Raw genomic sequence first — 20,206 nt, 5'->3', positions numbered from 1 at the left:
CTATGTTCGATTTTTCAACCGTTGTTGACAGGCATGGGACCTGGTGCACCCAATGGGATTACGTTGCCGACCGTTTTGGTTCTGCCGATCTGCTGCCGTTTACCATTTCCGATATGGATTTCGCGACGGCGCCCTGTATCCTGGAGGCGCTGCACCAGCGCCTCGCTCACGGCGTACTGGGCTACAGCCGCTGGCAAAATGATGCGTTTCTCGGCGCCATCGCCTCCTGGTTCGATCAACGACACAACACCGCGATCGACACCGGTTCGCTGGTGTATGGCCCCTCGGTGATCTATATGGTGTCGGAATTAATTCGCCAGTGGTCCGCGCCGGGTGACGGCGTGGTTGTCCATACGCCTGCCTATGACGCTTTTTACAAAGCCATAGAGGGCAATCAGCGCACCGTGATTCCCGTCGCCCTGGAAAACCCCCGTGCGGGATGGATCTGCGATCGGGATAAACTGGAAGCGGCGCTGGCGCGACCGGAGAGTAAAATTCTGTTGCTGTGCAGCCCGCACAACCCGACCGGTAAAGTCTGGACGCGCGGTGAACTGGAGATCATGGCGGCGCTGTGCGAGCGCCACGGCGTTCGGGTTATTTCCGATGAAATTCATATGGACATGGTGTGGGGAGAACAGCCGCACATTCCCTGGTGCAACGTGGCGAACGGCAACTGGGCGCTGTTTACCTCCGGCTCGAAGAGCTTCAATATTCCGGCGCTTACTGGCGCGTATGGCCTGATACAAGATGAACAGAGCCGCACTCGTTATCTCAATGCGCTAAAAGGTCGCGATGGTCTCTCGTCGCCTGCCGTCCTGGCGCTGACCGCGCACATCGCAGCCTACGAGCAAGGCGCGCCCTGGCTGGATGCGCTTCGCGGTTACCTGAAGGATAATTTGCGTTATGTTGCCAATACGCTTAACGGCGCCTTTCCGGAACTGGCCTGGCAACCGCCGCAATCAACGTATCTGGCGTGGATCGATCTGCGTTCGCTGAAGATTGATGATCATGCGTTACAGTCTGCGCTTATTCATCAGCAAAAAATCGCCATTATGCCCGGCTTTACCTATGGCGATGAGGGTCGCGGCTTTGTGCGTTTAAATGCCGGTTGCCCGCGTTCGAAACTTGAACAAGGCGTCTCCGGTCTGATAAAGGCGATTCGTTCCGTCCGCTAACGCACCGTTGCGCAATGAAATTAATCATTGCGCAACATAGCTTTTCATCGGGATTTGTTTTTATAATAGCGCGCACTTTTCTATTCAAATAATGAGTGCGACCATGATTGATACTTCCCTGCCGTTAACTGACATTCATCGCCACCTGGATGGCAACATCCGCGCCCAGACCATCCTCGACCTTGGTCGCCAGTTCAATTTGACGCTTCCAGCCCAGACGCTCGACACGCTGATCCCCCATGTTCAGGTGACCGCGACGGAACCCGATCTGGTCAGTTTCCTCTCTAAGCTGGACTGGGGAGTCAAAGTATTAGGCTCCCTGGAGGCCTGCCGCCGCGTGGCGTTCGAGAACATTGAAGATGCCGCCCGAAATGGCCTGCACTACGTTGAACTGCGATTTTCTCCGGGTTATATGGCCATGACGCATAACCTCCCGATCGCGGGCGTGGTGGAAGCGGTCATCGCGGGTGTAAGCGAAGGTTGCGAAGCCTTCGGCGTGTCGGCGCGTTTGATTGGCATCATGAGCCGCACTTTTGGCGAAGCCGCCTGTTTGCAAGAGCTCGAGGCGCTTCTGGCGCACCGCGATCAGATCACCGCGCTGGATCTCGCCGGAGATGAACTGGGCTTTCCGGGCAGTTTGTTCCTGTCGCATTTTAACCGGGCCCGTGACGCCGGGTGGCGCATTACCATTCATGCGGGAGAAGCCGCGGGCCCGGAAAGCATCTGGCAGGCAATTCGTGAGCTGGGCGCAGAGCGCATCGGACACGGCGTGAAAGCCGTTGAGGATCCTGCGTTGATGGACTTTCTTGCGGAGCAGCGCATCGGAATTGAGTCCTGCCTGACATCAAATATACAGACCAGCACCGTGGCATCGCTGGCGGCGCATCCGCTGAAAACTTTCCTTGAGCATGGCGTACTGGCCAGTCTGAACACCGACGATCCGGCAGTACAGGGCGTAGATATTATTCATGAATATACCGTCGCGGCGCCGGCTGCGGGTCTGACGCGTGAACAAATTCGCCAGGCGCAGATCAACGGTCTGGAAATCGCTTTTCTGAGTGCGCAGGAAAAACAGGCGCTGCGCGAAAAAGTGGCGGCAGCGTAAAGGACGGTGCCGGATGGCGGTAATGCCTTATCCGGCCTACTGCATAAGCCTGCCCGGCGGGCGATAGCGCCGCCGGGCAGATAGCTCTTACGTCAGACTCAGCGTCGAACGGTGTTTAGCCGACTCAATACCAAGCTCAATCAATTCCATAATCTGAATCGCCTGGCTTGCAGGTACCGGGTTTTCTCCATTACCGTTCAGCGCGTCGCGGATTCCGGCGTAATACGCCGGATAATTCCCCGGAACGGTCAGCCAGGTCTCTTCGACGCGCGTTTCGCCTTCCACGCGGGTAAGCACGCCGTCGCGCATGTCGTAGCCCCAGTCTTCCTGTGGCAGACGCTCGCCGTTTTTCAGCCGCTCTTCCTGCGGGTCAAGGCCATATTTCACATAGCTCCCCCGCGAACCGTGTACGATATAGCGCGCCGATTCCGCCGCCGCCAGCATCGTTCCATGCAAAATCACCCGGCGCTGGGGATAAGAGAGCGTGGCGTGAAAATAGTCGGTTGACTGCGCCCCCGGACGCAGTTGCGCCAGATCGACGGTCATACTGACCGGCAGACCAAACAGGTTGATTGCTTGATCCAGCAGATGCGGCGCCAGATCGTACCAGATACCGCTACCTGGCCCGCCCTGTTCGCGCCAGCGATCGCGGACCTGCGGGCGGAAGCGGTCAAAGTGAGACTCAAAATAGGCCACTTCCCCCAGCACGCCCTCTGACAGCATCGCTTTCAGGGTCAGAAAATCGCTGTCCCAACGGCGGTTATGAAAGACGGAAAGCACCCGTCCAAAGCTGCGCGCCAGCGCATCCAGTTCGCGAGCTTGTGACAGTGTCACGGTAAAAGGCTTATCAACCACCACGTGCTTACCGGCTTCCAGTGCGGCTTTCGCCAGCGGGAAATGGGTGTCGTTAGGGGTGGGAATGACAATCAGGTCAATATTGGGGTCGTTAAACAAATGCTTTGGCTCAGAGACAACGGCCACGGCAGGCCAGTCCGCCTTCACCTTGGCTGCATCGCTGCTGGAAATGACGGCCAGTTCCAGACCGGGTGTACCATCAATTAACGGCGCGTGGAACGTCTTGCTGGCGTATCCATAGCCAATCAATCCTACGCGGATATTGTCACTCATCATGTTGCCTCTCGTTTCAGTCTGTGACCATTTCACACTATCCATAATCGTCTAACAATAGTTTACTTCGCCCCGCAGCAGAAAGGCGAAGAGTTAACTTAAGTCAAACAACCGTCATTTAAGCGGCGTCCGGGGTAATAAAGTGACTGAAACCGTTCCCGAAACCCTTGCTGGCTTAACTTTCGCTAAGTAAAATTCGCCGTCTGTGTTTAAGGATAAATCAAAGCAAATGTCGTCAGTGATCAATCGTATTATCGAATTAACGGGTTGGGTGGTTCTTGCATTTTCCGTGGTGCTACTGGGCGTGGCTAATCATATTGATAATTACCAGCCGCCAGAGCAAACCGCAGCCGTTCAGAAAAAATGATGCTCTCCCGCCAGGCGGCTTGCGTCGTCTGGCGTTCAGAAACGGGCTTTTAAATACAGAAAAGGCTGAAAAAGTATCTGAAAAAGGTAAATCTGCCGCTTACCGCGCCTGCGCATATTGCCAGTTTCAATGAAGCAGGATAACCTTCTGGCCAGTGCCGTCTGGCACGGCTTTAGCTGTTAAGAAATCACTTATTTTGCATTGGTATCCCGGGCGACCTGGTCAGGGATCGTTTGTTTATTTTTTTTACGTTCGCAACTCAATAGGCATTATTTTTATATTAGGGATCCCTGTTTATGACCGTTCAGGATTATTTATTAAAATTCCGCAAAATTAGTTCACTTGAAAGTCTGGAAAAGTTGTTCGACCATCTCCATTACACGCTTACCGACGATCGGGACATCATCAATATGTATCGCGCTGCCGATCACCGTCGCGCGGAACTGGTATCCGGCGGTCGACTGTTTGATGTGGGTCAGGTGCCAAAGTCCGTCTGGCGTTACGTCCAATAAGAAAGTAGCGCTTGCCAGCAAAAGCTTTATAATAACCGCCCCAAAAAGAACGGTACGTCTGGCAATTCCGGAGATTTTATGACCACAACCCCGGCACAACGCATTGGAGGCTGGTTACTTGGCCCACTGGCCTGGCTTTTAGTCGCGTTGTTAAGTGCTTCGCTGGCCCTTTTTCTTTACGCTACGGCGCTCGCAACGCCGCAAACGTTCAGAATGTTGTCAGAACAAAGCGGGGGCAATCTGGTTTTATGGGGCGTTTCTTTTCTTACCGCGATCGCCATGTGGTATTACACCCTGTGGTTGACGATTGCTTTCTTTAAGCGCAGACGTTGTGTGCCAAAGCACTATATTGTCTGGTTGCTGGTGTCGGTTTTGCTGGCGATCAAATCCTTTGCCTTTTCGCCCGTGCCCGATGCTCTTGCCGTACGTCAACTGCTGTTTCCGCTGTTGGCGGCAGCACTGCTGGTGCCCTATTTCAAACGCTCTGCGCGCGTGAAATCGACTTTCGTGAACCCGTAATAACCATACAGTTAACCTGTTGTCGCCTGCTGTAGATTGTCAGATAATAGGCGGCTTTTTTATTTCAGGCCGAAAAATGACTGATTACCTGCTGCTGTTTATCGGAACTGTGCTGGTCAATAACTTTGTACTGGTGAAGTTTCTGGGGCTTTGTCCGTTTATGGGGGTGTCCAAAAAACTGGAAACCGCCATGGGGATGGGCCTCGCAACGACGTTCGTGATGACCCTGGCCTCGATCTGCGCATGGCTGATTGATACCTGGATCCTGATTCCGCTCAATCTGATTTATCTGCGCACGCTGGCCTTTATTCTGGTTATCGCGGTTGTTGTCCAGTTCACCGAAATGGTGGTGCGTAAGACCAGCCCGGCGCTTTATCGCCTGTTGGGGATTTTCTTACCGTTGATCACCACCAACTGTGCCGTACTGGGCGTCGCGCTGCTGAATATCAACCTTGGTCACACTTTTTTACAGTCGGCGCTGTACGGATTTTCCGCCGCCGTCGGTTTTTCGTTGGTCATGGTGCTGTTTGCCGCCATTCGCGAGCGCCTCGCCGTGGCGGATGTCCCTGCCCCCTTTCGCGGTAACGCGATTGCGTTGATCACGGCAGGGCTAATGTCTCTGGCCTTTATGGGCTTTAGTGGTTTGGTGAAGTTGTAATGAATGCTTTCTGGATTGCCGTTGCCGCCTTGAGCCTGCTGGGCCTGGTGTTCGGCGCCATTCTGGGCTATGCCTCCCGCCGCTATGCGGTGGAAGATGATCCGGTCGTCGAAAAAATTGATGAAATTTTACCGCAAAGCCAGTGTGGGCAGTGCGGTTACCCCGGCTGTCGTCCCTACGCTGAAGCTATCGGTAGCCAGGGTGAGAAAATCAACCGCTGTGCGCCCGGCGGCGAAGCGGTGATGCTTAAAATCGCTGAACTGTTGAATGTCGATCCGCAGCCGATAGACGGCGATGAACAGGCCATTGCGCCTGTGCGTATGCTGGCCGTAATTGATGAAGCCAACTGTATCGGCTGCACGAAGTGCATTCAGGCCTGCCCTGTTGACGCGATTGTCGGTGCGACGCGCGCCATGCACACGGTGATGAGCGATCTCTGTACCGGCTGCAATCTCTGCGTCGATCCTTGCCCGACACAGTGTATCGAACTGCGCCCGGTCGCCGAGACGCCTGACAGTTGGAAGTGGGATTTAAACACGATCCCCGTGCGCATTATCCCCGTGGAACAACATGCTTAAGTTATTCTCTGCTTTCAGAAAAAATAAGATCTGGGATTTCGATGGCGGTATTCATCCGCCAGAAATGAAATCGCAGTCCAACGGAACGCCGCTGCGTCAGGTCCCCCTGGCGCAGCGCTTCGTTATTCCCCTAAAACAGCACATTGGCGCCGAGGGCGAACTGTGCGTTGCTGTCGGTGAGCACGTATTGCGGGGACAGCCGTTAACCCGTGGGCGCGGAAAAATGCTGCCGGTACATGCGCCCACCTCCGGTACGATAGCGGCAATTGCCCCGCACTCCACCGCCCATCCCTCCGCCCTCGCTGAACTGAGCGTGATCATTGATGCCGACGGCGAAGACCGCTGGATTGAGCGTGATGGTTGGTCGGATTACACCTCGCATAGTCGCGAAGAATTAATCACCCGCATCCACCAGTATGGCGTTGCGGGTCTTGGCGGCGCGGGCTTCCCAACCGGCGTAAAACTGCAGGGCGGCGGTGATAAAATCGAAACGCTGATCGTCAACGCGGCGGAATGTGAACCTTACATTACCGCTGACGATCGCCTGATGCAGGACTGTGCCGCGCAGGTCGTCGAGGGGATCCGCATCCTTGCGCATATCCTCCAGCCACGCGAGGTTCTGATTGGTATTGAAGATAACAAACCGCAGGCCATTTCGATGTTGCGCGCCGTGTTGGCCGACGCTCATGACATCTCCCTGCGCGTGATCCCCACTAAATATCCCTCAGGCGGCGCGAAACAACTTACCCAGATCCTGACCGGCAAACAGGTGCCCCACGGCGGTCGTTCCTCCGATATCGGCGTGCTGATGCAAAACGTCGGTACCGCCTATGCCGTTAAACGTGCGGTAATTGATGGTGAACCCATTACCGAACGCGTGGTGACGCTGACAGGCGAAGCCGTCAGTCGCCCCGGCAACGTCTGGGCGCGACTGGGTACGCCGGTGCGTCATCTTCTGAACGACGCGGGATTCTGCCCTTCAGCCGATCAAATGGTGATCATGGGCGGCCCACTAATGGGCTTCACTCTGCCCTGGCTCGATGTGCCGGTGGTCAAAATCACTAACTGTCTGCTGGCGCCTTCCGCAACCGAAATGGGCGACCCCCAGGAAGAAAAAGGCTGTATTCGCTGCAGCGCCTGTGCGGACGCCTGCCCGGCCGATCTACTGCCGCAACAGCTTTACTGGTTCAGTAAAGGGCAGCAGCATGATAAAGCCACCGCACACAACATTGCTGACTGCATTGAATGCGGCGCCTGCGCATGGGTATGCCCGAGCAATATTCCTCTGGTGCAATATTTCCGTCAGGAAAAAGCCGAACTGAACGCAATAAGCCAGGAAGAAAAACGGGCGGCGGAAGCCAAAGCGCGATTTGAAGCACGTCAGGCGCGTCTGGAACGCGAAAAAGCGGCACGCCTTGAGCGCCATAAAAAAGCGGCGGTCCAGCCAGCGGCGAAAGACCAGGACGCCATCGCTGCCGCCCTTGCGCGAGTGAAACAAAAACAAGCTCAGGCAACTCAGCCGGTTATCATCCAGGCCGGGGAAAAACCGGATAACAGCGCGGTCATTGCCGCCCGGGAAGCGCGTAAGGCTCAGGCGCGCGCAAAACAGGCGGAAAATAGTGTCACCACGGATACCGACCCGCGTAAAGCGGCGGTCGAAGCCGCTATTGCCCGCGCGAAAGCGCGTAAGCTGACACAGCCGGCAACGGACGAACAGGCCGCGCCCGCCGAACCGGTGGACCCGCGTAAGGCGGCGGTTGAGGCTGCCATTGCCCGCGCGAAAGCGCGTAAGCTGGCGCAGCAGGCAACGGACCAACAGGCCGCGCCCGCCGAACCGGTGGACCCGCGTAAAGCGGCGGTTGAAGCCGCCATTGCCCGCGCGAAAGCGCGTAAGCTGACACAGCAGGCAACGGACGAACAGGCCGCGCCCGCCGAACCGGTCGATCCGCGTAAAGCGGCGGTTGAAGCCGCCATTGCCCGCGCGAAAGCCAAAAAAGCCGCTCAGCAGCAGGTTGTCAACGAGGAATAAATGGTATTCAGAATCGCAAGTTCTCCTTACACGCATAACCAGCGTCAGACATCACGCATTATGCTGCTGGTTTTACTCGCCGCCGTACCGGGTATTGCCGCACAGCTGTGGTTTTTTGGCTGGGGCACGCTTTTTCAGATTGTGCTTGCAGGCATCAGCGCCGTTCTCGCAGAAGCCGCGGTGCTCAGACTGCGTAAACAGCCGGTTCTGTCCGTTTTAAAAGACAATTCCGCTGTGTTGACCGGATTGCTGTTGGCCGTCAGTATTCCGCCGCTGGCCCCCTGGTGGATGGGGGTGCTCGGTACCGTTTTCGCCGTGATTATCGCCAAACAGCTGTATGGCGGCCTGGGTCAGAATCCGTTTAACCCGGCAATGATTGGCTACGTTGTCCTGCTCATCTCCTTCCCCGTTCAGATGACAAGCTGGCTACCGCCACATGAGATTGCCGCGCTATCGCCAGGCCTGCTGGATGCGCTTCAGGTGATCCTGACCGGTCATACCGCCAGCGGTAACGATATGAATAGCTTGCGGATGGGCATTGACGGGATCAGTCAGGCCACGCCGCTGGATACCTTTAAAACTGCGCTGCATGCGGGGCGCTCTGTTGACCAGATCCAGCAATACCCTATTTACCGCGGCGCGTTTGCGGGTGTGGGCTGGCAGTGGGTCAATCTTGCATGGCTGGCTGGCGGTGTCTGGTTGCTGTGGAAAAAAGCGATTCGCTGGCATATTCCGGTCAGCTTTCTGCTCTCGTTAAGTGTCTGCGCAACGCTGGGCTGGTTTTTCGCCCCCGACGCCCTGGCCTCACCGTCAATCCACCTGCTTTCCGGTGCGACCATGCTCGGCGCGTTCTTTATTTTGACCGATCCGGTAACGGCCTCGACCACGAATCGGGGTCGTCTGGTGTTCGGCGCGCTTGCGGGGCTGCTGGTTTGGCTCATCCGCAGCTTTGGCGGTTATCCGGATGGCGTAGCCTTCGCCGTGCTGCTGGCGAATATTACGGTTCCGCTGATCGATTATTACACCCGTCCGCGGGTGTATGGCCATCGCAAAGGATAATCCATGCTGAAAACGATTCGTAAACATGGCATCACGCTGGCGCTGTTTGCAGCAGGCTCAACCGGACTGACCGCCGCCATCAATATGATGACCAAAACGACCATCGACGAGCAGGCCGCTCTCCAGCAAAAAGCGCTTTTTGATCAGGTGCTGCCCGCCGATCGCTATAACAATCAGCTACAGAACCGTTGTTTCATCGTTAGCGCCCCGGCGCTGGGGAAAGGCGAGCACCGCGTTTATATCGCCGAGAAAAACGGCACTCCCGTCGCGGCGGTAATGGAAGCGACGGCGCCTGATGGTTACTCCGGCGCGATTCAACTGCTGGTTGGCGCAGACTTCAACGGCACGGTTTTAGGCACGCGGGTTACCGAACATCACGAAACGCCAGGGCTGGGCGATAAAATCGAACGGCGCTTGTCAGACTGGATCACGCATTTCAGCGGTAAATCGATCCAGGGCGCAAACGACAGTCGCTGGGCAGTAAAAAAAGATGGCGGCGACTTTGACCAGTTTACTGGCGCGACCATTACGCCTCGCGCAGTGGTTAACGCCGTGAAGCGCGCTGGACTTTATGCACAAACGTTGCCCGCGCAACTTTCACACCTTCCCGCCTGTGGAGAATAGACCATGAGCGAAATCAAAGACGTTATTGTCCAGGGGTTATGGAAAAACAACTCCGCGCTGGTTCAGCTGTTGGGCTTATGCCCTCTGCTGGCGGTGACCTCAACGGCAACCAATGCGTTGGGCCTGGGACTTGCCACTACGCTGGTGCTGACGCTCACCAACCTGACCGTTTCAGCGTTGCGCCGCTGGACGCCAGCGGAAATTCGTATCCCGATTTATGTCATGATCATCGCGTCGGTAGTGAGCGCCGTGCAGATGCTGATCAACGCCTATGCCTATGGCCTTTACCAGTCGTTAGGCATCTTTATTCCGCTTATCGTGACCAACTGCATCGTGGTGGGCCGCGCGGAAGCTTTTGCGGCGAAGAAAGGACCGGCGCTTTCGGCGCTTGACGGTTTCGCTATCGGCATGGGCGCCACTGGCGCGATGTTCGTGTTGGGGTCACTGCGTGAGATCCTCGGTAACGGCACACTGTTTGACGGCGCGGACAGCCTGCTGGGAAGCTGGGCGAAAGTGCTGCGGATTGAAATTTTCCACACCGATTCCCCTTTCCTGCTGGCGATGTTGCCGCCGGGCGCCTTCATTGGGCTTGGCCTGATGCTGGCAGTGAAATACCTTATTGACGAGAAAATGAAAAAACGCCGCGCCAGCGTGGCGGTCGCAACGGAACTGCCCTCTGGCGAAACAGGGAATGCCTCATGAACAAAACGAAACGGCTGGAAATTTTAACCCGCTTGCGTGACAACAATCCGCACCCGACAACGGAACTGAACTTCAATTCGCCTTTTGAACTGTTGATCGCGGTCCTGCTGTCGGCCCAGGCCACCGACGTGAGCGTTAATAAAGCCACCGCGAAGCTTTACCCGGTCGCCAATACCCCTGCCGCCATGCTCGCGCTTGGCGTGGAGGGCGTTAAGTCATACATCAAGACAATCGGCTTGTTTAACAGCAAGGCCGAAAACGTCATCAAAACCTGCCGTATCTTGCTGGAAAAACATCAGGGTGAAGTACCCGAAGATCGCGCTGCGCTGGAAGCTCTGCCGGGCGTTGGTCGCAAGACCGCTAACGTCGTGCTTAACACCGCATTTGGCTGGCCCACCATCGCCGTAGATACGCATATTTTCCGCGTCTGTAACCGAACCCAGTTCGCGCCAGGTAAAAACGTTGAGCAGGTAGAAGAAAAGCTGCTGAAAGTGGTTCCCGCAGAGTTTAAAGTTGACTGCCATCACTGGCTGATTCTGCATGGCCGCTACACCTGCATTGCGCGTAAACCGCGCTGCGGCTCCTGCATTATTGAAGATCTTTGCGAATACAAAGACAAAGTCGACTTTTGACCGACCGGGGCGTCAGCCCGCCCCGTCATAACCCTTTGTTATCCTCTCCATGTGCGGTTCGTTACCGACAATCCTATCGCCTGACATCCAGACCCTAATGGAATATGCGGGTGTTTAAACACTTATCCAGGTTAATCATTTTTTTGATAGCAAAAATTTCTATCCAATTGTGATCGCGATCAAACTGATAACCCTATGTAAATTATTTTATTCATTCTGGTTAAATTCAGCTGCAAATGCCCCGCTCAAAACTTTTATTGACAATACAATACACTGGCTATTTTTCAGATATTGGCCTATATCACTGCCTTAATCGTCAAATAGCAGAACATATTGCCACAGACCCCTTTCACGCCCTCTTCATTAGCGTAAAAATCTGCCTTTTTACGATTAAAGAAATTTAACGCTGGATAACATTTCTCATGCCCGATGAATTCACCACTTCAGATATATGTAACAGATTATTACAAAGGACTTGTCTGAAAGTGCAAGATAGTGAACATTACTTGCCGTTTCCCCTCCCACTATAACAATTTCACGGCTGCGTAAGACGCATCACGTGACAGAACACCCCCGTTAATATGGGATGTAAAAAAAGAGGTATAAGTGTCTACTGCAAACAATAAACCAACGGAAAGCGTCAGTCTGAACGCTTTCAAACAACCGAAAGCGTTCTATCTCATCTTCTCGATTGAGCTCTGGGAGCGTTTTGGTTATTACGGCCTGCAAGGGATCATGGCCGTTTACCTGGTTAAACAACTGGGTATGTCTGAAGCGGATTCTATCACCCTGTTCTCCTCCTTTAGCGCCCTGGTTTACGGTCTGGTCGCCATTGGTGGTTGGTTAGGGGATAAAGTACTGGGCACCAAGCGCGTGATTATGCTTGGTGCGATCGTGTTGGCTATTGGTTATGCGCTGGTCGCCTGGTCCGGTCACGATGCCGGGATCGTTTATATGGGGATGGCAGCCATTGCAGTGGGTAACGGCTTGTTTAAAGCCAACCCGTCTTCCCTGCTGTCTACCTGCTATGCCAAAGATGACCCGCGTCTTGATGGCGCATTTACCATGTACTACATGTCCGTCAACATCGGTTCATTCTTCTCCATGCTTGCGACACCATGGCTGGCTGCGCGTTACGGCTGGAGCACCGCGTTTGCACTGAGCGTTGTCGGTATGCTGATCACCGTTGTTAACTTCGCCTTCTGCCAGCGCTGGGTGAAAAACTACGGTTCGAAACCTGACTTCGAGCCTGTCAACTATCGCAACCTGCTGCTGACCATTGTTGGCGTTGTCGCGCTGATCGCCGTTGCGACCTGGCTGCTTCACAACCAGGAAATCGCGCGCATGGCGCTGGGCGTGATCGCCCTCGGTATCGTGATTATTTTTGCGAAAGAAGCCTTTTCCATGCAGGGCGCGGCACGCCGCAAAATGATTGTCGCCTTCATTCTGATGCTGGAAGCGATCATCTTCTTCGTTCTGTACAGCCAGATGCCAACCTCGCTGAACTTCTTCGCGATCCGTAACGTTGAGCACTCCATTCTGGGTATCGCGTTCGAGCCGGAACAGTATCAGGCGCTGAACCCGTTCTGGATCATCATCGGTAGCCCGATCCTCGCCGCTATCTATAACAAAATGGGCGACACCCTGCCGATGCCGATGAAATTCGCGCTGGGTATGGTGCTGTGCTCCGGTGCGTTCCTCGTGCTGCCGCTGGGTGCGAAATTCGCCACCGACGCAGGCATCGTCTCCGTTAACTGGCTGATTATTTGCTACGGCCTGCAAAGTATCGGTGAACTGATGATCTCCGGTCTGGGTCTGGCGATGGTGGCGCAACTGGTTCCGCAGCGTCTGATGGGCTTCATCATGGGGAGCTGGTTCCTGACGACCGCTGGCGCGAATATCATCGGCGGTTACGTCGCGAACATGATGGCTGTACCAGAAAACGTTACCGACCCGCTGATGTCTCTCGAAGTATACGGTCGCGTCTTCCTGCAGATTGGTGTGGCTACCGCCGTTATCGCAGCGCTGATGCTGCTTACTGCGCCGAAGCTGAACCGCATGACCCTGGACGACAACAACGACCAGAAAGCGTCTAAAACCGCTACCGCGTAAGACGTTGGGAAACACAAACGAGAGCCGCTAACTTTGCGTTAGCGGCTTTTTTTTTGTTCGCTCTCGCACTAGGATACGGTAAACCTCAGTTGAAAGGAGTAACCGATGAAACTGTTCTATAAGCCAGGCGCCTGTTCTCTTGCTTCCCACATTACCCTTCGCGAGAGCGGCAAAGATTTCACCCTTGAAGGGGTGGACTTAATGAAAAAGCGGCTGGAAAACGGCGATGACTTTTTCGCGGTTAACCCAAAAGGGCAAGTTCCGGCGCTATTGCTTGACGATGGCACTTTGCTGACGGAAGGCGTGGCGATCATGCAGTATCTCGCAGACAGCGTGCCGGATCGCCAACTGCTGGCGCCGGTGGGCAGTATTTCACGTTATAAAACGCTGGAATGGCTTAACTATATCGCTACTGAGCTGCACAAAGGCTTCACCCCGCTGTTTCGCCCGGATACGCCAGAAGAGTACAAACCCGCCGTCCGCGCTTTGCTGGAGAAAAAACTGCAATACGTCGATGAATCACTCAAAGAGGGTCAGTGGATTTGCGGTCAGCGATTTACCATTGCCGACGCCTATCTTTTTACCGTACTGCGCTGGGCAAGTGCGGTGAAGCTGAATATGGCGAGCTTAAACCATATTGCAGGGTATATGCAGCGAGCGGCAGAACGACCGGCCATTGCCGCGGCGCTTAAGGCGGAAGGGTTGAAATAGCCGGACTGGCTGTGTAGCCGGGTATCGCTAACGCTTACCCGGCCTACGTTACGACAACCGCTTATAAGCGGGTCGCGCTGAAATAGTGCTCTGGTCTGGCGATACGATCCTGCGCCGCCACCACCTGCAGTTCATATTCCTGCATTTCCCGGGTCGCGATCATAATCTCATACACCGCCGCGGTGACATGTTCCAGCGCCTGCTGAAGGGTTGCTCCCTGCAACAGTTTTACCAACAGCAAACCGCTGGTGACGTCGCCAACCCCCACCGGCTGGCGCGTGCCGAAATCGACCAACGGACGGCTGATGTGCCAGGCTTCTTCTGCCGTTACCAGCAGCATTTCAAAACGCTCCATGCTGAAGCCTGCGCGCGCCAGATGTTTCACCAGAACAATCTGTGGACCCTGCGCGATTAACTCACGGGCTGCCGCGACAGCGTCTTCTACGCTGTTCACCGCATGTTCGCACAGGATTTCCAGCTCAATCAGGTTAGGCGCAATGATGTCGCTGGCGGGAAGCGCATGACGAACGTGAAACTCAGCGACGCCTGGCGCCACGATGCAGCCCTTTTCCGGGTGTCCCATGACCGGGTCGCAAAAATATTTTGCCGCCGGATTCGCCGCTTTCACCTGGCGGACGATCCCCAGAATATGCTCACCTTGCTCCGCAGATCCCAGATAACCGCTCAGCACTGCATCACAGCGTTTGAGCTGATCGATATCGGCGATACCCTGCACAATTTCGCTCAGATGCGACGGTGGCATAACACACCCCGTCCATTTGCCGTACTGCGTGTGATTAGAGAATTGTACCGTATTGAGGGGCCAGACGTTGGCGCCGAGGCGGCGCATTGGGAATTCCGCAGCGCTGTTGCCAGCATGTCCAAAAACCACATGGGACTGGATGGCGAGGATATTCTTCATTTTTTGCTTACCACAACCCTGAAAAAAGAAAGGGGCGTAGTTTCCCACGCCCCTGCTGACTTATTGTTACTTCCAGCACACCAGACAGTAATTCTTCTTGCCGCGACGCAGCAGCGTGTAGCGGCCATACAGACGATCGCTTTCCGCGAAGACATACTCCGGATCGGACTGCTTTGCGCCGTTAATGGTGATCGCGTTCGAGGCGATAGTTTTACGCGCCTGACCGCGAGAAGGCTGCAGCTCGGCATCCACCAGCGCCTGCATCAGATCTGCGCCCTTTTCCATCTCAACCATCGGAACGCCGTCCTGCGCAAGCTGTTCGAAGTCCGCTTCGCTCAGATCGCTCAGCGTCCCGTTGAACAGGCTCTCGGTGATGCGTTTCGCCGCCACCAGACCTTCTTCACCGTGGACCAGACGCGTCACCTGCTCAGCCAGCACGTACTGGGCGCGAGGCGCTTTGCCGCTGTTTTTGTCTTCTTCTTCCAGCGCGTTGATCTCTTCAATATCCATAAAGGTGAAGAATTTCAGGAAGCGATACACATCGGCATCGGCGGTGTTGATCCAGAACTGGTAGAATTTGTAAGTACTGGTTTTCTTCGGATCCAGCCACACTGCGCCGCCTTCGGTTTTACCAAACTTGGTGCCGTCGGCTTTGGTGATCAGCGGAACGGTCAGCCCGAACACCTGGTTCTGATGCAGACGACGGGTCAGGTCGATACCGGAAGTAATGTTGCCCCACTGGTCCGAACCGCCAATTTGCAGCGTCACGCCGTGAAGTTTATTCAGGCAGGCAAAATCGTAACCTTGCAGAAGATTGTAGGAGAACTCGGTAAACGAGATACCCTGATCGTCACGATTCAGGCGCTGCTTCACCGCTTCTTTGTTGATCATCTGGTTAACGGAGAAATGCTTACCGATATCGCGCAGGAAGGTCAGCACGTTCATGTTGCCGAACCAGTCATAGTTGTTCGCTGCGATGGCGGAATTGTCGCCGCAGTCGAAATCGAGGAACGGCGCAACCTGTTTACGGATTTTGTCTACCCACTCCTGAACGGTATCTTCCGTGTTCAGTTTACGCTCGGCGGCTTTGAAGCTCGGATCGCCAATCAGACCCGTTGCGCCGCCAACCAGCGCGACGGGCTTATGACCAGCCTGCTGGAAGCGTTTCAGGCATAACAAGGGAACCAGATGCCCCAAATGCAAGCTGTCAGCGGTAGGATCGAAGCCGCAATAGAGCGCGATCGGGCCTTGCGCCAGTCGCTCTGCTAACGCTTCCTCGTCCGTCACCTGGGCTACCAGCCCCCGCTCTTGCAATTGTTTAATCAAGTTACTGCTTGCCATCAAAATCTCCATGTATAAAACGACTGCACCTTTGCCGGTACACGACTTTTCGCCAGACGCGAAAGCTCTATAGAATAAAGCGCCGGGGCACGCAGCGCTAGCGCTTAAAACAACATTTTCGGGGTTTACGGGGCGAGCCGATCAATTTTCCACGCGTTATTTTCCCGCTGATAGAGAAAGCGATCATGCAGACGGTGCTGACCACCCTGCCAAAACTCCATTTGCTCGATGCTGATGCGGAATCCGCCCCAGAAGCTGGGCAGCGGTACGTCGCCCTGTTGGAACTTCTGTTTCAGCTCAAGGAATTTGCTTTCGAGGATCCCGCGAGCGGAAATTCGGCTGGACTGCTTAGAGACCCAGGCGCCTATCTGGCTGTCTCGCGGACGGCTGTGGAAATACTTGATCACTTCGAGCGTCGACAACCGTTCTGCCTGACCGATAACCATCACCTGACGTTCCAGCATATGCCACGGGAACAGCAGGCTGACGCGCGGATTATTTTCAATTTGATGCGCTTTGCGGCTTCCGAGGTTGGTGTAGAAGACCAGCCCTTTTTCATCATAGTGCTTGAGGAGGACGATACGCTGGTACGGTTGGCCATTTTCATCGACCGTAGCGACGACCATCGCGGTGGGATCGGCCAGTCTGGCTTCACATGCCTGAGCCAGCCAGCGTTCGAAAAGGGTTAATGGTTCAGCGGGGAGATCGTGGCGACGCAGGCCACCTTTTGTGTATTCACGGCGCAGGTGCGCGATTTGCTGCAATTCGTCGTTATCAGACATGGTGTTCGCTACGGATTGTCAGTGGGTGGCGCTATTGTGCGCCGCCCTGTTGAAAATCTCAACGCTTCGGGTTTTGTAACTGACAGTTATTCAACACGATGCGGTCGCGCTTATAAACGGTGGCGCTGTCGCCCTTCGACCAGAAAACATAAATGCCGTCGGTGTACCGCGCGCCGGAGGCTGATACGCCCTGCTTGAGAGTCAGCAGCTTATTATCATAAATAAAGCTAACGTCCTGGCGGGTGTTATTCGATTTAACGGTTAGCGGTTTTTCGTCGCACTGGTATTCCAGCGTGTCCGTTTGCATCCGCTCGACAAACTGGTTATAGACGCTGCAGCCTGACAGCATAAGCGGAAGGCAGAGGAGTAAGAGTTTTTTCATAGCCGTATCCTGAAGACTTTCCTGGTCATGGAGGGTGAAAATACCCTCCCTAATGTTCCGATTGTAACGTCAGACGCCGCCAGAAAAATTCAGTTAACTCTGAGTTCGCGGGTTAGCCGGAAAAATCCCGCCCAGCACACTCGCTTCGCGCGCGCCGGTCACCGACGGTAAATTACCCGGCAGTCCGGCTACCGTTCGCCACGCCAGCCAGGCGAAAGCCAACGCTTCCATATCATCACCGCTGACGCCCGCGGTATCGGTGGTGGTCACTTCCGTTCCCGGCAGTAACGCAGCCAACCTCGCCATCAGCAGCGGGTTGCGGCTTCCTCCGCCACACACCATCAGACGGTCGCAACCCCCGTTCAGCAACACTTGTTCAGAAATTGTCACCGCAGTCAGCTCGGTAAGCGTCGCCTGTACGTCCTGCGCTTTCACGCCGGGAAAGGACGCCAGTTGACGTTCGATCCAGCCATAGTTGAAATACTCCCGCCCGGTACTTTTCGGCGCAGGCAGCGCGAACCACGGATCGCTGAGCATCGCCTGCAGCAGAGGAATGATTACCGTTCCGCCGCGCGCCCATTCAGCATCTTTATCATATGGCTTCGCACACTGCCGCCAGATCCAGGCATCCATCAGCATATTGCCGGGCCCGGTGTCATGCCCGCGCACCGGCTGATCCGGTATCAACAGCGAAAGATTGGCGATTCCGCCGATATTGAGCACCATTCGCCGCTCCGTCGGATGCGCCAGCAGCGCCTGGTGAAAAGCAGGGACCAGCGGCGCGCCCTGTCCGCCCAGCGCGATATCCCGACGGCGAAAATCGCCCACCACCGTGATACCGGTGCGCGCCACAATCTGGTTGTTATCGCCTATCTGCATCGTATGCGGGAATGCGCCCGTCGGCTCATGCCATACCGTTTGCCCGTGACAGCCAATCGCCACAATGTCCTGAGGGCGAAGCTTTTCCTGAGCAAGCAGTCCGTTAACCGCGTCAGCGAAGAGTTGGCCAAGTTGCACATCAAGCTGGCCTAACCGGGAAAGGGTCAGGGGCTGTCCCTGGCAAATGTCGAGAATCGCGTGTTTAAGCGCGACGGGCATCGGCCAGCTCACGCTCGCCTGTTGCGCCACCATTGTGTCATCTATCGTCGCCAGTACCACGTCAACACCATCGAGGCTGGTGCCTGACATCACGCCAATATAGCGGCCCGATTTCATACCTGTTCCTTATTAAGCCTGACTTTGCGTCACACTCCATCATAAACCCGCGGGCAATGCTACGCTTCATTAACGTTTTGTTCCGAAATTCCGTATAGCGTCCTGTTTAATAAACTGACTGAATAGTTCGTTTAAAGTTGGTTAACGAGCCTGTTATTATGATTTCTGTTTAGTCTGGACAGAATATGTGACCTCAAACGCACAAATGCCATATAATTGAACCATGGGAGATGCCTGGATGGCGTTTCATGGTGAACAGGAGATTTTAAATGATTAAACGTGTGCTGATCGTTTCACTGGCTGGCCTGTCCTTAGTGGGCTGTGCTAACACCGATAGCCTTTCAGGTGATGTGTATACCGCTTCGGAAGCAAAACAAGTGCAGAACGTCACTTACGGTACCATCGTAAACGTTCGTCCGGTTCAGATTCAGGCGGGTAACGATGAAAACGTGATCGGTGCGATCGGGGGTGCGGTTCTCGGTGGTTTCCTGGGTAACACCGTTGGCGGTGGTACGGGCCGTTCACTGGCTACCGCAGCAGGCGCAGTCGCCGGCGGCGTCGCAGGCCAGAGCGTTCAGGGTGCGATGAATAAAACCCAGGGCGTGGAACTGGAAATCCGTAAGGATGATGGAAATACCATCATGGTCGTACAGAAACAGGGTAACACCCGTTTCTCTGCGGGTCAGCGCGTGGTGCTGGCAAGCAACGGTCGTCAGGTTACCGTCTCTCCGCGCTAATCGAATTACGTGTGGTCAGGGCTGGCCACACGTCTCCCCACCTCAGTCTCGCGACTGTAACTCGATAATATTGCGCTCAAGTCGGGCGATGAGTTTAATCAGCAGATCAATTTCCTGCGTTGAAATCCCTTCCAGAATTTCACCACGCGTTTTGTTGATGACCGCTTCCATGTCGGCAATCAGCGGTTCAGCCTTTTCCGTCAGCTTGATACGTTTTGCCCGACGATCGCTGGCGCACGTCTGTCGTGAAATCAGGCCTTTTTCTTCGAGCTGATCCAGCGTACGTACCAGTGATGGCTGTTCAATGCCGATCGCTTTTGCCAATTGAATCTGTGATTGATCGGGCGGCAATTGGTGAATATTATGCAGCGTTACCCAGTGTGTCTGCGTCAATTCCAGAGGCTTAAGACGGTGGTCTATCAAAGCACGCCAAATGCGCACCAACCGTGCCAGATCAGAACCTAATGGCGATTCCAATTTCATCTCCTTATAATTAGCTTGCTAAGATATTATACTGATTTTAGAATAGTGTGCAGCATTTGCATTCCTAAAACAAATGTATTGCTGCATTTGCTTACGTGTTGACATATTTTTCAGACATTACGCGAAAAAAGCGCGTTCTGAGTTTTTTTTTGCTAAACCTGTAGTAACGCGACCTGACGCAAAGGATTTTTGCTGTGACCATCGCACTTAATGCAACGGGAATGCCCTTACAAGACATGGTGATTGGCGCATCCATTTATTTCCCTCCCCTTTTCAAAGCCTTTGCGCTGGGCTTTATCCTGTGGCTGTTCATTCATCGCCTTCTGCGCGACCGCCTCTATTCCGGCGAATACTGGCATCCTTTGTTGCTGGATCTCTCTCTTTTTGCCCTGTGCGTCTGCGCTGGCCTGTTATTGTTGGTGGTGTTCTGATT

23 protein-coding genes are annotated in these 20,206 nt (G+C 54.7%); 16 read left to right on the top strand and 7 right to left on the bottom strand.

The window, feature by feature from the left end; genetic code table 11:
* Positions 1-2 precede the first annotated feature (2 nt).
* The gene (locus tag OOJ60_RS04080; RefSeq protein WP_205611974.1) at positions 3-1,175 is read left to right on the top strand and encodes a MalY/PatB family protein; all 1,173 of its coding nucleotides are present in this window, start codon (positions 3-5) and stop codon (positions 1,173-1,175) included.
* Positions 1,176-1,278: 103 nt separating this feature from the next.
* Entirely contained in the window at positions 1,279-2,280 is a 1,002-nt protein-coding gene (gene add / locus OOJ60_RS04075; protein WP_205611973.1) for an adenosine deaminase, read from the top strand.
* A gap of 87 nt (positions 2,281-2,367) precedes the next feature.
* Here add and OOJ60_RS04070 read toward each other — a convergent pair whose 3' ends face one another.
* A complete protein-coding gene (locus tag OOJ60_RS04070) occupies positions 2,368-3,408 on the bottom strand; it encodes an oxidoreductase (protein ID WP_042282820.1) in 1,041 nt (346 codons plus the stop codon).
* Positions 3,409-3,649: 241 nt separating this feature from the next.
* Between OOJ60_RS04070 and blr the strand changes: the two genes are divergently transcribed.
* From blr to gstA, 12 genes are all read left to right on the top strand, one after another.
* Positions 3,650-3,775 (top strand): division septum protein Blr, encoded by a 126-nt coding sequence (gene blr / locus OOJ60_RS04065; RefSeq protein ID WP_205612151.1) that lies wholly within the window; start codon positions 3,650-3,652, stop codon positions 3,773-3,775.
* Positions 3,776-4,071: 296 nt separating this feature from the next.
* Complete coding sequence (gene ydgT, locus OOJ60_RS04060) at positions 4,072-4,287, top strand: transcription modulator YdgT (RefSeq protein ID WP_042282818.1); 216 nt, start codon at positions 4,072-4,074, stop codon at positions 4,285-4,287.
* Positions 4,288-4,365: 78 nt separating this feature from the next.
* A complete protein-coding gene (locus OOJ60_RS04055; protein WP_042282816.1) occupies positions 4,366-4,806 on the top strand; it encodes a DUF2569 domain-containing protein in 441 nt (146 codons plus the stop codon).
* Positions 4,807-4,882: 76 nt separating this feature from the next.
* Complete coding sequence (gene rsxA / locus OOJ60_RS04050; RefSeq protein ID WP_042282814.1) at positions 4,883-5,464, top strand: electron transport complex subunit RsxA; 582 nt, start codon at positions 4,883-4,885, stop codon at positions 5,462-5,464.
* Positions 5,464-6,042: an electron transport complex subunit RsxB gene (gene rsxB, locus OOJ60_RS04045; protein ID WP_042282812.1), complete on the top strand. Its 579-nt coding sequence runs from the start codon at positions 5,464-5,466 to the stop codon at positions 6,040-6,042. The genes rsxA and rsxB overlap by 1 nt, the downstream gene beginning before the upstream one ends.
* Positions 6,035-8,071 carry an electron transport complex subunit RsxC gene (gene rsxC / locus OOJ60_RS04040; RefSeq protein WP_205611972.1) on the top strand — a complete coding sequence of 679 codons (2,037 nt, stop codon included), beginning with the start codon at positions 6,035-6,037 and terminating at the stop codon, positions 8,069-8,071. The genes rsxB and rsxC overlap by 8 nt, the downstream gene beginning before the upstream one ends.
* Positions 8,072-9,130 (top strand): electron transport complex subunit RsxD, encoded by a 1,059-nt coding sequence (gene rsxD, locus OOJ60_RS04035; protein ID WP_042282809.1) that lies wholly within the window; start codon positions 8,072-8,074, stop codon positions 9,128-9,130.
* A gap of 3 nt (positions 9,131-9,133) precedes the next feature.
* Positions 9,134-9,754, top strand: coding sequence for an electron transport complex subunit RsxG (gene rsxG, locus OOJ60_RS04030; RefSeq protein WP_042282807.1), 621 nt, complete (start codon positions 9,134-9,136; stop codon positions 9,752-9,754).
* Positions 9,755-9,757: 3 nt separating this feature from the next.
* The gene (locus OOJ60_RS04025; protein WP_042282805.1) at positions 9,758-10,456 is read left to right on the top strand and encodes an electron transport complex subunit E; all 699 of its coding nucleotides are present in this window, start codon (positions 9,758-9,760) and stop codon (positions 10,454-10,456) included.
* Entirely contained in the window at positions 10,453-11,088 is a 636-nt protein-coding gene (gene nth, locus OOJ60_RS04020) for an endonuclease III (RefSeq protein WP_060569707.1), read from the top strand. The genes OOJ60_RS04025 and nth overlap by 4 nt, the downstream gene beginning before the upstream one ends.
* Positions 11,089-11,694: 606 nt before the next feature.
* Positions 11,695-13,200, top strand: coding sequence for a dipeptide/tripeptide permease DtpA (dtpA, locus tag OOJ60_RS04015; RefSeq protein ID WP_042282802.1), 1,506 nt, complete (start codon positions 11,695-11,697; stop codon positions 13,198-13,200).
* Between the two features lie 105 nt (positions 13,201-13,305).
* Positions 13,306-13,911, top strand: a complete 606-nt coding sequence (gene gstA / locus OOJ60_RS04010) for a glutathione transferase GstA (RefSeq protein WP_042282800.1) — start codon at positions 13,306-13,308, stop codon at positions 13,909-13,911.
* 61 nt (positions 13,912-13,972) lie between these two features.
* On the opposite strand, the gene pdxY is transcribed toward gstA, so the two are convergent.
* The 5 genes from pdxY to anmK all read right to left on the bottom strand — a co-directional run bounded on the left by pdxY (position 13,973) and on the right by anmK (position 18,553).
* Positions 13,973-14,833: a pyridoxal kinase PdxY gene (gene pdxY, locus OOJ60_RS04005; protein WP_042282799.1), complete on the bottom strand. Its 861-nt coding sequence runs from the start codon at positions 14,831-14,833 to the stop codon at positions 13,973-13,975.
* A gap of 66 nt (positions 14,834-14,899) precedes the next feature.
* Positions 14,900-16,174 (bottom strand): tyrosine--tRNA ligase, encoded by a 1,275-nt coding sequence (gene tyrS, locus OOJ60_RS04000; RefSeq protein ID WP_205611971.1) that lies wholly within the window; start codon positions 16,172-16,174, stop codon positions 14,900-14,902.
* A 125-nt stretch (positions 16,175-16,299) separates the two neighbouring features.
* Positions 16,300-16,956 carry a pyridoxamine 5'-phosphate oxidase gene (pdxH, locus tag OOJ60_RS03995; protein WP_205611970.1) on the bottom strand — a complete coding sequence of 219 codons (657 nt, stop codon included), beginning with the start codon at positions 16,954-16,956 and terminating at the stop codon, positions 16,300-16,302.
* A 58-nt stretch (positions 16,957-17,014) separates the two neighbouring features.
* On the bottom strand, positions 17,015-17,338 hold the full coding sequence (mliC, locus tag OOJ60_RS03990; protein ID WP_042282791.1) for a C-type lysozyme inhibitor: 324 nt from the start codon (positions 17,336-17,338) through the stop codon (positions 17,015-17,017).
* Between the two features lie 93 nt (positions 17,339-17,431).
* On the bottom strand, positions 17,432-18,553 hold the full coding sequence (anmK, locus tag OOJ60_RS03985) for an anhydro-N-acetylmuramic acid kinase (protein ID WP_205611969.1): 1,122 nt from the start codon (positions 18,551-18,553) through the stop codon (positions 17,432-17,434).
* A gap of 269 nt (positions 18,554-18,822) precedes the next feature.
* Here anmK and slyB point away from each other — a divergent pair, with 269 nt between their 5' ends.
* Positions 18,823-19,290 carry an outer membrane lipoprotein SlyB gene (gene slyB / locus OOJ60_RS03980; RefSeq protein WP_042282788.1) on the top strand — a complete coding sequence of 156 codons (468 nt, stop codon included), beginning with the start codon at positions 18,823-18,825 and terminating at the stop codon, positions 19,288-19,290.
* A 42-nt stretch (positions 19,291-19,332) separates the two neighbouring features.
* Here slyB and slyA read toward each other — a convergent pair whose 3' ends face one another.
* On the bottom strand, positions 19,333-19,773 hold the full coding sequence (slyA, locus tag OOJ60_RS03975; protein WP_082636795.1) for a transcriptional regulator SlyA: 441 nt from the start codon (positions 19,771-19,773) through the stop codon (positions 19,333-19,335).
* A 194-nt stretch (positions 19,774-19,967) separates the two neighbouring features.
* On the opposite strand from slyA, the gene OOJ60_RS03970 reads away from it, so the two are divergent.
* Positions 19,968-20,204: a DUF1656 domain-containing protein gene (locus tag OOJ60_RS03970; RefSeq protein ID WP_120714876.1), complete on the top strand. Its 237-nt coding sequence runs from the start codon at positions 19,968-19,970 to the stop codon at positions 20,202-20,204.
* Positions 20,205-20,206: the final 2 nt, after the last annotated feature.

Origin of the sequence: Citrobacter sp. R4, assembly GCF_026719175.1 — a bacterium.
In the GTDB taxonomy this organism is placed as follows: Bacteria; Pseudomonadota; Gammaproteobacteria; order Enterobacterales; family Enterobacteriaceae; genus Citrobacter_A; species Citrobacter_A sedlakii.
Note: the sequence above shows the minus strand (reverse complement) of the source record. Positions and strands in the feature narration are given on the sequence as shown.